Raw genomic sequence first — 13,574 nt, 5'->3', positions numbered from 1 at the left:
AAAAAAGCGGCGCTTCATGCGCCGCTTTTTTATTGAGTGGTTTACCGGTGGTTGCCTCGGCCATCCCGATCGCCATTACGGTGATCGCCCCGACCGCCACGATTATCCGACCTATTGTGGCCTCGATGGTCATCGCCTCGACCGCCGCGGTGACGGCCATCCCAGCCGCCACGATCACGACGGTCATGACGGGCCCATCCACGATTCTGATAGACCCGGTAATCTGCTCGTGGCGCCGGCTGGTAATAGCGCGGTGCCGATTGATAAACCCGCGGCTGGTGGTAATAACGCGGCGTTGGCTGGTAATACCGTGCTGGCGGTGAGTAATACCTGCGCGGGGCCGAGTAGTAACGCCCGTCGGAGTAATAAGACCCGCCACCGGAGTAATACGGCGCTGGGGACGTGTAGACATCAGAACGGTAGTAGCTGCCTCCTCCATCGGAATAGGGTACGCACGCACCAAGAAACAATCCCGATAGAGCAATCAGCAGAATTTGGTGGAGCTTTTTTTGACAGAGCATGGCGGCCTCCTGGACCGCGAGTGAGCCATACCAGCGACGCTGGCAGGCGACAGTCAATTGTTCACAACTGTCGAAAGATCAGACAGTGAATTCAGAATCTGGTGCGCTCCAGCAACACGTTGAAACAAGTAGCCGATGAAAGGTTTTTCATCTTTTCAAAAAAACGGCGCGTCCGTGAGCCGGACGCGCCGCTGTATTGATGAGCTGATTAACGGTGCCCGCGATGATGTCCTCCGTGGTGATGACGGGGATGTCCACCGTAGTAAAAATAGCGATAGCCCCCGTAAAAACGCGGGCCGCCGTAGTAGTAAGGAGAGTAGTAATAGCCAGGGTAGTAATAAGGTGTCGAATAAACGTCGGCACCCCCTACGTAGTAATAGCAGCCGGACAAGCCCAGACCCAAAAACACACAGAGCAGTATTCGGCGGAGCTGTTTTCGACAGAGCATGGCGGCCTCCTGGAAGACCCGCAACAGCAGTCGGCACAGGCCGGCTGACACCTTTTTTGACTTTCAAACCGGTACCGAGTGCCAGAGAGCTTCGGCCTTCAGATCAGCGGCCACTGCGTCCATCTACGGTGCATAGGCATGCGCCAACGCACCACGACAAGGCAGGGCATGCCGCTCGTTTATCTTCCCCCTTTCCTCTATGCCCCAAGCCAGAGGGCTCAAGCCGACTTGGCACGGCTCTCGCTTAACCAAAGACGTGCAGGAGTCATCACAGGTTCGCGGCACCACAATTTGCAATGGCTGACTAGGGTTCCGGCTCGCTTAGGCGAGTGGCTGGTCCGAGAGTTGGCGACCTCCAGTTGAGGTTACACGGCGGGACAAAAGCCCGGGAGACAAGCCACCGTTCGCGGTGCCGCTGCCTTCCTGTCCGCCCTTGATCAACTGGAGAACCATCCCATGTCCCGACTTCGTTTGCCCGCCCTGCTCGCCACTGCTTTTGCAGCCCTCGTGAGCGTCTCGTCCCAAGCCGCACAGAAAGACCATTTCAGCGTCTGCTGGACTATTTATGCCGGCTGGATGCCCTGGGAATATGCCGGCAGCCAAGGCATCGTCGACAAATGGGCGAAAAAGTACGGCATCAAAATCGATGTGGTACAACTCAACGATTACGTCGAATCCATCAACCAATACACCGCCGGCCAGTTTGACGGTTGCACCATGACCAACATGGATGCGCTGACCATTCCGGCTGCCGGTGGCGTCGACAGCACAGCGCTGATCGTCAGCGACTTCTCCAATGGCAACGACGGGATCGTGCTCAAAGGCGAAGGCAAGAAAGTCGCCGACCTCAAGGGCATGGATGTCAATCTGGTGGAGCTCTCGGTGTCCCACTACCTATTGGCCCGGGCACTCGATTCGGTGGACCTCACCGAGAAAGACCTGAAAGTGGTCAACACCTCCGACGCCGATATTTCGGCCGCCTTCAACACCGACCAAGTCAACGCCGTCACCACCTGGAACCCGATGCTCTCGGACATCAAGGCCAAGCCCGGCGTGACCGAAGTGTTCAACTCCAGCCAGGTTCCCGGCGAAATCATGGACATGATGGTGGTCAACAGCGCCACCCTCAAAGACAACCCGGCCCTGGGCAAAGCCCTGACCGGCGCCTGGTTTGAAGTGGTGGAATTGATGAACACCAAAAACGCCGCCAGCAAAGCCGCCCTCGAACACATGGCCAAAGCCTCGGGCACCGACCTGGCGGGTTTCCAGGCGCAACTCGACACCACCAAATTGTTTGCCACACCGAAAGAAGCGTTGGAGTTCGCCACCAGCAAGCAACTGCCCGACACCATGCGCAAGGTCGCCGAGTTCTCGTTCCAGCACGGCTTGCTCGGTGAAGGCGCCAAGGACACCAGCGCCATCGGCATGGCCTTCGCCAATGGCGTGACCAGCGGCGACAAGACCAACCTCAAGCTGCGCTTCGACCCGAGCTACGTGCAGATGGCTGCCGACTCCACGTTGTAACAACGGAGGACTAGGCCATGCGCCTGATCAATCGCCACCCGGATCGCCCGAGTCGCCTGCTGTTGGTGATCCTGCCGTTCGCGCTGGTGTTGTTCGCCTACTTCATGGGCTCGGCCGATCGGCTGATGGACAACCCCAACGACAAACTGCTGCCCAGTGCCGTGCAGATGACTGACGCAGTGAAACGCCTGGCCTTCACCGCCGACACCCGCACCGGTGAATACCTGCTCTGGCAAGACAGCGCCGCCAGCCTGCGACGGCTGGCCATCGGCCTTGGCATCAGTGCGTTGGCCGGGCTGTGCCTGGGCATCGCCGCCGGGACCCTGCCGCTGTTTGGCGCACCGTTGTCGCCGGTACTCACCGTGCTGTCGATGGTGCCGCCGCTGGCGATCCTGCCGATTCTGTTCATCGTGTTCGGGCTGGGGGAGTTGTCGAAAGTGATGCTGATCGTGATCGGTATCACCCCATGCCTGGCGCGGGACCTGGAACAGCGCGCCCGGGAAATTCCCGTCGAGTTGCTGATCAAGGCGCAGACGCTCGGCGCTTCGACCTGGACCTTGATGCTGCGGGTGGTGCTGCCGCAATTGTTGCCGCGCCTGTTGATATCGCTGCGACTGATGCTGGGATCGGCGTGGTTGTTCCTGATCGCAGCCGAAGCCATCGCCTCCACCGATGGTCTCGGCTATCGGATTTTCCTGGTGCGCCGCTACCTGGCGATGGACGTGATCCTGCCGTATGTCGTCTGGATCACCCTGCTTGCCTGGCTGATGGATTGGGGCCTGAAACGCCTGACTCAGCGTGCTTTTCCCTGGCACCAAGGTGCCTCCAAATGAGTTATGAAGGGGCCCGCGCATGAGCTTCATCAAAGTGAAAAACGTCTGGCAGCAATACGCCGATCAGGTCGTGCTTGAAGGTCTGAACCTGAACGTCAACGAGGGTGAGTTCTGCACCTTGGTGGGTGCGTCAGGTTGCGGCAAATCGACTTTCCTGCGGCTACTGCTGGGCCAGGAACGGGCCAGTCGCGGCGAGATTCTGTTGGACGGCCAGGCCCTGGCCAGCGAACCGGATGCCAGCCGTGGCGTGGTATTCCAGCGCTACTCGGTGTTCCCGCACCTGAGCGTGCTGGACAACGTTGCCCTCGGCCTCGAACTGCCGCGCTCGCCCCTGCTGGGGCGGTTGTTCGGCAACGCCAAACGCGAGGCGCGGGAACAGGCTTCGGTGCTGCTGCACAAAGTCGGCCTCGGTCACTCGCTGGACAAGTACCCGGCGCAGCTCTCCGGCGGTATGCAACAACGGCTGGCGATTGCCCAGGCGCTGATCATGAAGCCCAGAGTGCTGCTGCTCGACGAACCCTTCGGTGCGCTCGATCCGGGCATCCGCAAAGACATGCACGGCTTGCTGCTGGAGCTGTGGCGCGAGACGCAGCTGACGGTGTTCATGGTCACCCATGACCTGTCCGAAGGTTTCAGCCTCGGCACCCGTTTGCTGGTGTTCGACAAAGTCCGCATCGACCCGCATGCCCCCGGCGCCTATGGCGCACGCATCACCTACGACATCCCTTTGAACAGCGACCGCCGTGCCAATCGCGCCGCCGTCGACGCCCTGCCGGCTCAGTTGGCAGGTTCGCTTCGCATCGCTTAGAGGAATTTACACATGACTGATTCGACCCAACTGTTCCCGCCCTTCGCCGAAGAAATGCTCCCCGGCGGCGGCCATCGTTCTTTCGTTCTGAAACGCGGCCAATTGCTGCGCCTGACCGACCTGCGCGGCGGTGCCAACGTCAGCCTGACGCTGCTCAATGCGCATGAAAAAACCGAACGCCTGAACCTGCCCGACAGCCTCAAATGCCAACACACCGCCAAGCTCACCACTGGCCATTGCCTGTACTCGGACATGGGCCGCGTCTTGGCGGCAATCACTGCCGACACGTGCGGCTGGAGCGACAGCCTCGGCGGCGTGCTGTGCGCTGAAGAGGTCGCGCAAAAGTACGGCGCGGGCCGCTATCAGGAACTGCGCAACGGCTTCTTCCGCAACGGCACCGACAACCTGTTGGTGGAACTGGGCAAGTGGGGTTTGGGCCTGTCCGACCTGTTGATGACCCTCAACCTGTTCAGCCGCGTGAACGTCGATGAGGCCGGGCGTTTCCACTTCGTCGAAGGCAATTCCAGGGCCGGTGATTACATCGAGTTGTACGCGCCGATGGACACCTTGGTGGTGCTCACCGCGCTGCAGCATCCGATGGATCCGGCGCCTGAGTACGCCCCCAAACCGCTGAAGCTCAGCTGGATGAACGCTGACGCGAGTGTCGCCGAACACTGCCGCACCTCGCGCCCGGAAAACGAGCGCGGCTTCATCAACACCGACCGTCTGTTCGCCTGAGGATCGCTGCCATGTCACTCGCTATCGCCACCGCTGCCGTTACTACAAACAGGCAACCAGAAACCGCGATCTACCGCGCCACCATCCCTGCCGGCGAACCCTGGCTGATGGAGGTCAAGGCCGGCCAGACCTTGCGCATCCTCGATCTGGAAGGCAATCAGGCCGTCGACACTTGTTCTACAGCCTCGCCAATCCCAAGGAGCGCTATGACGTACAGCGCACGTTGCGTCGGCAGAACAGCGTCTACCTGAGCACCGGCAGCGTGCTCTATTCCAACCTCGGAAAACCGATGCTGACCATCGTCGCCGACACTTGCGGGCGTCACGACACCCTCGGCGGTGCCTGCGCCCAAGAGAGCAACACGGTGCGTTATGCACTGGAGAAACGCTACATGCATAGCTGTCGCGACAACTACCTGCGCGCCTGTGCCCACGATGGTCGGCTGGGCAAGGGAGACATCGGGCCGAACATCAACTTCTTCATGAACGTGCCGGTGACGGCCGACGGTGGCCTGACCTTCGAAGACGGGATTTCGGCGCCGGGCAAATACGTCGACCTGCGGGCCGAGATGGACGTGATCGTGCTGATCTCCAACTGCCCGCAACTGAACAACCCCTGCAACGCCTACAACCCGACTCCTGCGGAGCTGCTGGTATGGAACTGAAAATTTCGCGCTTGCGGCGGTGGTTGTTTGCCCTCTGCCAGTCCCGCTCCGGCCAGTGCCTAAAAAAGTAAAAACACTACAACCCAAATGTGGGAGCGGGCTTGCTCGCGAAGGGGCCGTCACATCCAGCATTGATGTCGACTGACACTCCGCTTTCGCGAGCAAGCCCGCTCCCACAGGGGGTCAGCGGTGTTTTTGAAGTGAACAGATTCTGCCGCCGAGGACGACCTCGGCGCCTATCGAAAAACTGCGGGACGGCCCGCATCCCAGGTCGAGGCTGATGCGTTATCGCCTCCGGGGGTTATGCCATGTTCGAAAAAGTCCTTATTGCCAACCGCGGCGCCATTGCCTGTCGCATCTTGCGTACCTTGGATGAATTGCAGGTCAAGGGCGTTGCCGTTTACTCCGAAGCCGATGCCGCCAGCCTGCACATCCTGCAAGCCTTTGAGTCCCAAAGCCTCGGCGAAGGCGCTGCCGCTGGCACTTATCTGGCCGTGGATAAAATCCTCGCCATCGCAAAAGCCACCGGCGCCACCGCGATTCATCCCGGTTACGGCTTTCTCTCGGAAAACGCTGCATTCGCTCAAGCCTGCGAAGCGGCCGACATCGCCTTCATCGGCCCCACACCGGAGCAATTGCGGGTGTTCGGCCTCAAGCACACCGCCCGCGCACTGGCCAAGCAACACGGCGTACCAATGCTCGAAGGTACCGAGCTGCTCGATAGCCTCGATGCAGCGTTGATAGCGGGCGAACAGGTCGGTTATCCGGTGATGCTCAAAAGCACCGCCGGCGGGGGCGGCATCGGTATGCGCGTGTGCCGTAGCGCCGACGAATTGAGTGAATCATTCGAAGCCGTCAAACGCCTTGGTCAGAACAATTTCAGCGACGCCGGCGTGTTCATCGAAAAGTACATCCAGCGCGCCCGGCATCTGGAAGTGCAGGTCTTCGGCGACGGCCAGGGCGAGGTACTTGCCCTCGGCGTGCGCGACTGCTCAGTGCAGCGACGCAACCAGAAAGTCCTCGAAGAAACCCCGGCACCGAACCTGCCCGAGGGCATGGCCGAGGAACTCTGTGCAGCGGCAATCAAACTGGCCAAAGCGGTGAGTTACCGCAGCGCGGGCACTGTTGAGTTCGTCTTCGACAGCAATGCCCAGCGTTTCTATTTTCTTGAAGTGAATACCCGTTTGCAGGTGGAACACGGCGTCACCGAACAAGTGTGGGGCGTCGATCTGGTGCGCTGGATGGTGGAACTGGCGGCCGGTGATTTGCCGCCACTGCGCGAGTTGAGCCAGGGATTGAAAGCCAACGGTCATGCGATTCAGGCACGACTTTATGCCGAAGATCCTGGTCGGGATTTCCAGCCGAGTCCCGGTCTGCTCACTGCCGTCAACTTCCCGGTTACCGATGGCAAACACCTGCGCATCGACACTTGGGTCGAGGCCGGTTGCGAGATCCCGCCGTACTTCGATCCGATGATCGCCAAGGTCATCAGTTGGGCACCGACTCGCGAAGCAGCGCGCGTCGATCTGCATCAGGCTCTGGGTGACAGCCTGCTGTACGGGGTAGAAACCAACCGCGATTACTTGCGGCAGATTCTGCTCGATACGCCCTTTGCCAGCGGCAAGCCGTGGACCCGTTGCCTGGAAGGTCTGGTCTATCAAGCCAACACCTTTGAAGTGCTCAGCGCCGGCACGCAGACCAGCGTTCAGGACTATCCGGGACGCCTCGGTTACTGGGCGGTGGGCGTGCCGCCGTCGGGGCCGATGGACAGCCGGGCACTGCGTCTGGGCAATCGTTTGCTGGGTAACGATCAAGGTGCAGCGGCGCTGGAAATCACCATGAGCGGGCCGCTGCTGCGTTTCAATTGTGAGGCGGTGGTGGCTGTTACGGGTGCGGTGATTCCGTTGATGCGCAACGGTGAAGCGGTGCCGATGAATACCGCACTGTTGATTCCTGCCGGTGCCACTTTGAGTCTCGGCACCATTGGCGGTGCAGGCGCACGCAGCTATCTGTGCCTGCGCGGCGGCGTGCAAGTGCCGGATTATCTGGGCAGTAAAAGTACCTTCACCCTCGGCCAGTTTGGCGGCCATGCCGGTCGTGCATTGCGCGCTGGGGACGTATTGCATATTCCGGCCTTGAGCGACCACAGCGCCGGGCAAAACCTGGCGATACAGCACGTTACCGAGTTACCCGCCGTGCGGCAGATTCGGGTGATCTACGGCCCTCACGGTGCCCCGGAATATTTCACTGAAAACTACATCGCCACCTTCTTCGCTACGCAGTGGGAAGTGCATTTCAACTCCAGCCGCACCGGTGTGCGGCTGATCGGGCCGAAGCCTGAATGGGTACGGGCCGACGGTGGTGAAGCGGGATTGCATCCGTCGAATATTCATGACAATCCGTACGCGATTGGCGCGGTGGACTTCACTGGTGACATGCCAGTAATCCTCGGTCCCGATGGCCCGAGCCTTGGTGGTTTTGTCTGCCCGGTGACGGTGATCGAGGCGGACCTTTGGCAACTGGGGCAGCTCAAGGCTGGGGACAAGGTTCAGTTCGTCCCGGTCGATCTCAAGACCGCCCGCAATCTCGCCTTGAAATGGGATTCCTGTGGGAGTGGGCTTGCTCACGAAGAAGTTGATGCGGTGCCTGATCTGGCCCCTTCGCGAGCAAGCCCGCTCCCACAGGGGATTGTGTCGCCTGTGGTGTTGGATATTGGTCAGGGGGATACGCGGCTGGTTGCACGTCTGTCGGGCGACACCCATTTGTTATTGGAAATCGGTGCCCCCGAGCTGGACCTGGTCCTGCGCTTTCGCGCTCACGCGTTGATGCAGGCATTGGAAAGCAAACACCTGCACGGTGTGATCGACCTGACGCCGGGCATCCGCTCGCTGCAAGTGCACTACCAACCGGAGCAACTGCCGCTGGCCGATCTGCTGGGCATTGTCACCGGTGAATGGGACTCCGTGTGCGCCGCCAAGGACCTGCAAGTGCCCTCGCGCATCGTCCATCTGCCACTGTCCTGGGATGACCCGGCCTGCCAGTTGGCGATCGAGAAATACATGACCACCGTGCGTAAAGACGCGCCCTGGTGCCCGAGCAATCTGGAGTTCATCCGCCGCATCAACGACCTGCCGAACCTCGACGAAGTGCAGCGCACAGTGTTCGACGCCAGCTATCTGGTGATGGGCCTGGGCGACGTCTACCTCGGCGCACCGGTCGCCACCCCGCTCGATCCTCGGCATCGCCTGGTGACCACCAAGTACAACCCGGCCCGCACCTGGACCGCGGAAAACTCGGTAGGCATCGGCGGCGCCTACATGTGCGTGTACGGCATGGAGGGCCCCGGTGGTTATCAGTTCGTCGGTCGCACGCTGCAGATGTGGAATCGCTACCGCGAAGTCGCCGCGTTCGACGGCAAACCGTGGCTGCTGCGCTTCTTCGACCAGATCCGGTTCTACCCGGTGAGCGCCGATGAACTGCTGCGCATTCGTCGGGATTTCCCGCTTGGGCGCTTTGATCTGAACATCGAACACAGTCAGCTGAATCTGGCGGATTACCAGGCGTTTTTGGCGAAAGAAGCCCAGGGCATCGCGGCATTTCGGGATCAGCAGAAAGGTGCATTCGATGCCGAGCGCGAACGCTGGATCGCCAGCGGCCAGGCGCATTTCGACAGCGAAGAGCTGGCCCCGGAAGTTACCGAAGAGGCACCGTTAGCCGACGGTCAGCAGAGCGTCGACAGCCACATCGCCGGCAACCTCTGGCAGGTTCAGGTGCAGGCTGGCAGCCGGGTCGCGGCGGGGGATGTGCTGGTGATTCTGGAGTCGATGAAGATGGAAATCCCGCTGCTCGCGCCCATGGCGGGCGTGGTGCGCGAGATTCGCGTGCAACCGGGTTCGGCGGTGCGCGCCGGGCAGCGTGTGGTGGTGCTGGAACTCGATTCAAGCCATTAAAAAAGGATTAACGCCATGAACATCAATCTGCAACTCGACGCCCTGCGCAACGCTTACCGTGACGGCAGCACTACGCCTCGGCAACTGCTGCTGAGCCTGCGTGAAAAAGCCGCGGCACTGAACCCGGACTATCACCTGTTCATCCATTTGCTCAGCGCCCTGGAACTGGAACCGTACCTCGCCGCACTCGACGATCGTGACCCAGGCAGCCTGCCGCTGTACGGCGTGCCGTTCGCGATCAAGGACAACATTGACCTGGCGGGCATTCCCACCACGGCGGCGTGTCCGGCGTTTGCTTATGTGCCGGAACGCTCGGCAACCATCGTCGAGCAACTGCTGGCGCTGGGTGCGATTCCGTTGGGCAAGACCAATCTCGACCAGTTCGCCACTGGCCTCAATGGCAGCCGCTCGCCGTATGGCGCTTGCCCGAACAGCGTGTTGCCGGAATATCCGTCGGGCGGTTCCAGCGCCGGGTCATCACTGGCGGTGGCGCTCGGCGTGGCGAGCTTTTCCCTGGGCACGGACACGGCAGGCTCCGGTCGCGTGCCGGCGGCATTGAATAATCTGGTCGGTTTAAAAGCCAGCAAAGGGCTGATCTCCACTGCCGGTGTGGTTCCGGCCTGTCGAACGCTCGATTGCGTCACGACCTTCACGGCCACGGCCCGGGAGGCCAGTCAGTTGCTCGCACTCACCGCTCATCTCGATCCACGGGACGAATACAGCCGCAGTAATCCGCTGTGGAATGACGGTTCGGCCTTCGGCACACCGCGTCCATTCCGTTTCGGCGTACCCCGTGCGCAGGATCTGGCGTTCTTCGGCTGCCCTGAAGGCCCGTTGCTGTTCGGCGACGCCATCGACCAGCTCAAAGCCATGGGCGGCGAAGCGGTCGAACTGGATTTGTCGCCGTTTCTCGAAGCGGCGCGGTTGCTCTACGAAGGGCCGTGGGTGGCGGAACGTTACAGCGTGGCCGGCGAGTTGATGGAGCAACATCCTCAAGCCGTGCTGCCGGTGATTCGCGCCGTATTGGCCAAAGCCCCAGCGGTGACCGGCGTACAAACCTTCCGCGCCCAATACCGTCTGCAGGCTTTGAAAGCGCTGTGCGACAAAGCCCTGGAAGGCCTTGATTGCGTGGTCACGCCAACCATCGGCCGCCCGGTGACACTGGCGGAGCTTGCGGCCGAACCGGTGCTGCGCAACTCGGAACTGGGCTACTACACCAACTTCATGAACCTGCTCGATTACGCCGCCGTCGCCGTGCCCAGCGGATTCATGGGCAATGGTTTGCCATGGGGCGTGACGTTGTTCGGCCGGGCATTTACCGATCAGTATCTGTTGAGCGTGGCGGATGCCTTGCAACGCCAGCAAGGGTTGGCCGCGCCTGCGCCGACGAATAGTGCGCGCAATGATCGCGCACGGCTGGTGGTCTGCGGCGCGCATCTGGATGGGCTGGCGCTGAACTGGCAACTCAAGCAGCGTGGAGCCCGTTTGCTCGAAGCCACTCACAGTTCCCCCGACTATCAACTGTATGCCCTGGCCGGTGGCCCACCCTATCGCCCTGGCATGGTCCGAGTGAAGGAGGGTGGCGCGGCGATAGCGGTAGAAGTATGGGAGTTGCCAAGCAGTGAGTTGGGTTCGTTCCTGACCGCTATTGCGGCACCGCTGGGGTTGGGCAAGGTACAACTGGCGGATGGGCGCTGGGAGAGCGGGTTTATCTGTGAGCCTTATGGGCTGGAGGGGGCGGTGGATATCAGTCATTTGGGCGGGTGGCGGGCGTATCTGCAAGATCGGCGTTGATTTGCGGGATCGCCGGCTTGCGCAGGAGTGCTTGCCGGCCGATCATGCGCGGTCTCGGGCCAAACAAACCGGCCGTAACCGAATGCCCCTTCATGAATAAACCTGACCTCTGCCCGGCTTGCGGCGCCTCCAACGACTGCAGCCTGGCTGACCCGCGAACCGTTGATCGTGCCTGCTGGTGCTACGGCGTCAGCATCGATCCGGCGGTGCTCCAGGCATTGCCCGCCGAGCTGCGCGACAAGTCCTGCCTGTGCCCGGCCTGCGCCCAGGTCGAGATGCAGTTGCAAGCAGCCGCTTGGCCGATCACGTAAGATGCGCCCCCCTTTTCCCACCGATCCCTAGCCATGCGCGTTGACCGCTTCCTCAGCAACCTGCCCCGCTTCAACCGTAAGCAGGTACGCCTGTTGCTGGTGGAAAAACGCGTCAGGGTCGACGGAGAAGTCGTCAGCGACCCTCACGCCGAGGTGCTCGAGTTCAGCCGCGTGGAAGTCGACGACGAGGTGCTGCAGGTCGGCAAGCCGGGCCGCTACTTCATGCTGTACAAACCACCCGGCTGCGTCAGTGCCACCCGCGACCCGCAACACCCGACGGTACTCGACCTGATCGATGAACCGGACAAGGATGACCTGCACATCGCCGGTCGCCTGGATTTCAACACCACCGGCCTGATGCTGATCACCAACGATGGCAGCTGGTCGCGACGCCTGACCCAACCGCAGACCAAACTGCCCAAGGTCTACTACGTCGAGACGGAGCAGGACATCACTGCCGAATATGCGATCACCTTCGCCAAAGGGCTGTATTTCGCCTTCGAAGACCTCACCACACAACCGGCCGAACTGTTCGTGCTCGGGCCAAAATCTGCGCGCCTGAGCATCGTCGAGGGCCGCTATCATCAGGTCAAACGGATGTTCGGCCACTTCGACAACAAGGTGTTGCGCCTGCACCGCGAATGCATGGGTCCGCTGGTGCTCGACGACACGTTGAAGCCCGGCGAATACCGGCCGTTGAGCAGCGATGAGATCCGAATGATCTAAGCAGGCGACCGCTCAGCAGAAGCCGGTGAAAATTTTTCGAAAGATACTTGCGCGATGACGTGACCCCTGCTTGAATCAGGACGTCGGCGCGAAACGTGACCGACGAGTCACAAAACTACTCTAAGAAACTTTTTGCCGGCAGAGAACCCTCAGGTTCCGCCTTCCCCCGGCAAACTGCCCGCTTATAACAATACCCGTCGACCGGCTTTCAATGGATCGACATGGGCCTTCAAAATTCCAGGCGTATGCCTACCTGTCACAAAGCTCGTGCAATCTGATTTGCGCGCATACCCGCTTGCCAGGAGTCTTATGACATGAGGCCAGAAATCGCTGTGCTGGATATACAAGGTCAGTATCGGGTTTACACGGAGTTCTATCGCGCAGACGCCGCAGAAAAGACCATCATTCTGGTCAACGGCTCGATGTCCACGACTGCGTCGTTTGCCCAAACCGTGAAAAACCTTTATCCGCAGTTCAATGTGGTGTGCTACGACCAGCCCTACGCGGGCAAGTCAAAAGCCCACAACCTGCATGAGAAAATGCTCACCAAGGAAATCGAAGGGCAGATCCTCCTTGAGCTGATCGACCACTTCGCCGCCGAGCACGTGCTGTCGTTTTCCTTTGGTGGCGCCGCCACTCTGGTCGCCCTCGCCCAACAGCCACGGCGCATCGAAAAGGCTGTGATCAGCTCGTTCTCGCCGGTGGTCAACGAGCACATGCTCGACTACCTTGAGCGCGGTGTCGATTATCTCGGCAGCCGTGACGGGAACCGGGTCGGTGACTTGGTGAACAGCACCATCGGCAAACACCTGCCCTCGCTGTTCAAGCGCTTCAACTACCGTCACGTCAGTTCATTGGCCGAACATGAATACGGGCAAATGCATTTTCACATCAGCGACGTACTTCACAGCGACCGTCAGTGCTACCTGAACGCGGCGAAGAAAATCAACGTGCCAGTGCTGTTCATGAACGGCGAATGGGACGAGTACACCGCCGCCGCCGATGCCAAGCTATTCGCCGGCCACGTGCAGCACAGCACCTTCAGCACCCTTCAGGCCACCGGCCACTTTCTCGACATGGAGCACAAAGCTGCCTGCCGAGACAGCCGCAACGCACTGCTGGGCTTCCTGAAACCGGCGCAACACGAAAGCCGGCCGCGTTACCACTACGTCCAGGACCACCATGCATTGGCAATCTGAAACAGAGTCATCGCGAGCAAGCCCCACCCTGCAGCGTTAAACGCATTCCTGTAGGAGC

11 protein-coding genes, 1 pseudogene and 1 riboswitch are annotated in these 13,574 nt (G+C 60.7%); of the genes and pseudogenes, 10 read left to right on the top strand and 2 right to left on the bottom strand.

All coding sequences use genetic code 11. The annotated features are described in order from the left end of the window. Window positions 1–41 precede the first annotated feature (41 nt). Window positions 42–521: a hypothetical protein gene (locus AB7M29_RS09935; protein WP_454246782.1), complete on the bottom strand. Its 480-nt coding sequence runs from the start codon at window positions 519–521 to the stop codon at window positions 42–44. Between the two features lie 208 nt (window positions 522–729). Continuing rightward, on the bottom strand, window positions 730–969 hold the full coding sequence (locus AB7M29_RS09930) for a hypothetical protein (protein WP_225923019.1): 240 nt from the start codon (window positions 967–969) through the stop codon (window positions 730–732). 293 nt (window positions 970–1,262) lie between these two features. Continuing rightward, window positions 1,263–1,363, top strand: a riboswitch (guanidine-I (ykkC/yxkD leader). Between the two features lie 62 nt (window positions 1,364–1,425). On the opposite strand from AB7M29_RS09930, the gene AB7M29_RS09925 reads away from it, so the two are divergent. The 10 genes and pseudogenes from AB7M29_RS09925 to AB7M29_RS09880 all read left to right on the top strand — a co-directional run bounded on the left by AB7M29_RS09925 (window position 1,426) and on the right by AB7M29_RS09880 (window position 13,516). Beyond that, the gene (locus AB7M29_RS09925) at window positions 1,426–2,493 is read left to right on the top strand and encodes a putative urea ABC transporter substrate-binding protein (RefSeq protein WP_454246781.1); all 1,068 of its coding nucleotides are present in this window, start codon (window positions 1,426–1,428) and stop codon (window positions 2,491–2,493) included. A 17-nt stretch (window positions 2,494–2,510) separates the two neighbouring features. Beyond that, on the top strand, window positions 2,511–3,326 hold the full coding sequence (locus tag AB7M29_RS09920; protein WP_123721960.1) for an ABC transporter permease: 816 nt from the start codon (window positions 2,511–2,513) through the stop codon (window positions 3,324–3,326). 19 nt (window positions 3,327–3,345) lie between these two features. After that, the gene (locus AB7M29_RS09915; protein ID WP_217856619.1) at window positions 3,346–4,134 is read left to right on the top strand and encodes an ABC transporter ATP-binding protein; all 789 of its coding nucleotides are present in this window, start codon (window positions 3,346–3,348) and stop codon (window positions 4,132–4,134) included. A 12-nt stretch (window positions 4,135–4,146) separates the two neighbouring features. After that, window positions 4,147–4,872 carry an urea amidolyase associated protein UAAP1 gene (locus AB7M29_RS09910; protein WP_123721962.1) on the top strand — a complete coding sequence of 242 codons (726 nt, stop codon included), beginning with the start codon at window positions 4,147–4,149 and terminating at the stop codon, window positions 4,870–4,872. An 11-nt stretch (window positions 4,873–4,883) separates the two neighbouring features. Next, a pseudogene (locus AB7M29_RS09905) lies at window positions 4,884–5,536 on the top strand (urea amidolyase associated protein UAAP2). Between the two features lie 308 nt (window positions 5,537–5,844). Beyond that, window positions 5,845–9,486 (top strand): urea carboxylase, encoded by a 3,642-nt coding sequence (uca, locus tag AB7M29_RS09900; protein WP_454246780.1) that lies wholly within the window; start codon window positions 5,845–5,847, stop codon window positions 9,484–9,486. Between the two features lie 15 nt (window positions 9,487–9,501). Further along, entirely contained in the window at window positions 9,502–11,280 is a 1,779-nt protein-coding gene (atzF, locus tag AB7M29_RS09895) for an allophanate hydrolase (protein ID WP_454246779.1), read from the top strand. A gap of 92 nt (window positions 11,281–11,372) precedes the next feature. Continuing rightward, a complete protein-coding gene (locus tag AB7M29_RS09890) occupies window positions 11,373–11,591 on the top strand; it encodes a cysteine-rich CWC family protein (protein ID WP_052964783.1) in 219 nt (72 codons plus the stop codon). Between the two features lie 33 nt (window positions 11,592–11,624). Then, complete coding sequence (locus AB7M29_RS09885; protein ID WP_454246778.1) at window positions 11,625–12,317, top strand: pseudouridine synthase; 693 nt, start codon at window positions 11,625–11,627, stop codon at window positions 12,315–12,317. 314 nt (window positions 12,318–12,631) lie between these two features. Further along, window positions 12,632–13,516 carry an alpha/beta fold hydrolase gene (locus AB7M29_RS09880; RefSeq protein ID WP_454246777.1) on the top strand — a complete coding sequence of 295 codons (885 nt, stop codon included), beginning with the start codon at window positions 12,632–12,634 and terminating at the stop codon, window positions 13,514–13,516. Window positions 13,517–13,574 lie beyond the last annotated feature (58 nt).

The sequence above is a fragment of the Pseudomonas sp. F-14 TE3623 genome (assembly GCF_053629015.1).
Note: the sequence above shows the minus strand (reverse complement) of the source record. Positions and strands in the feature narration are given on the sequence as shown.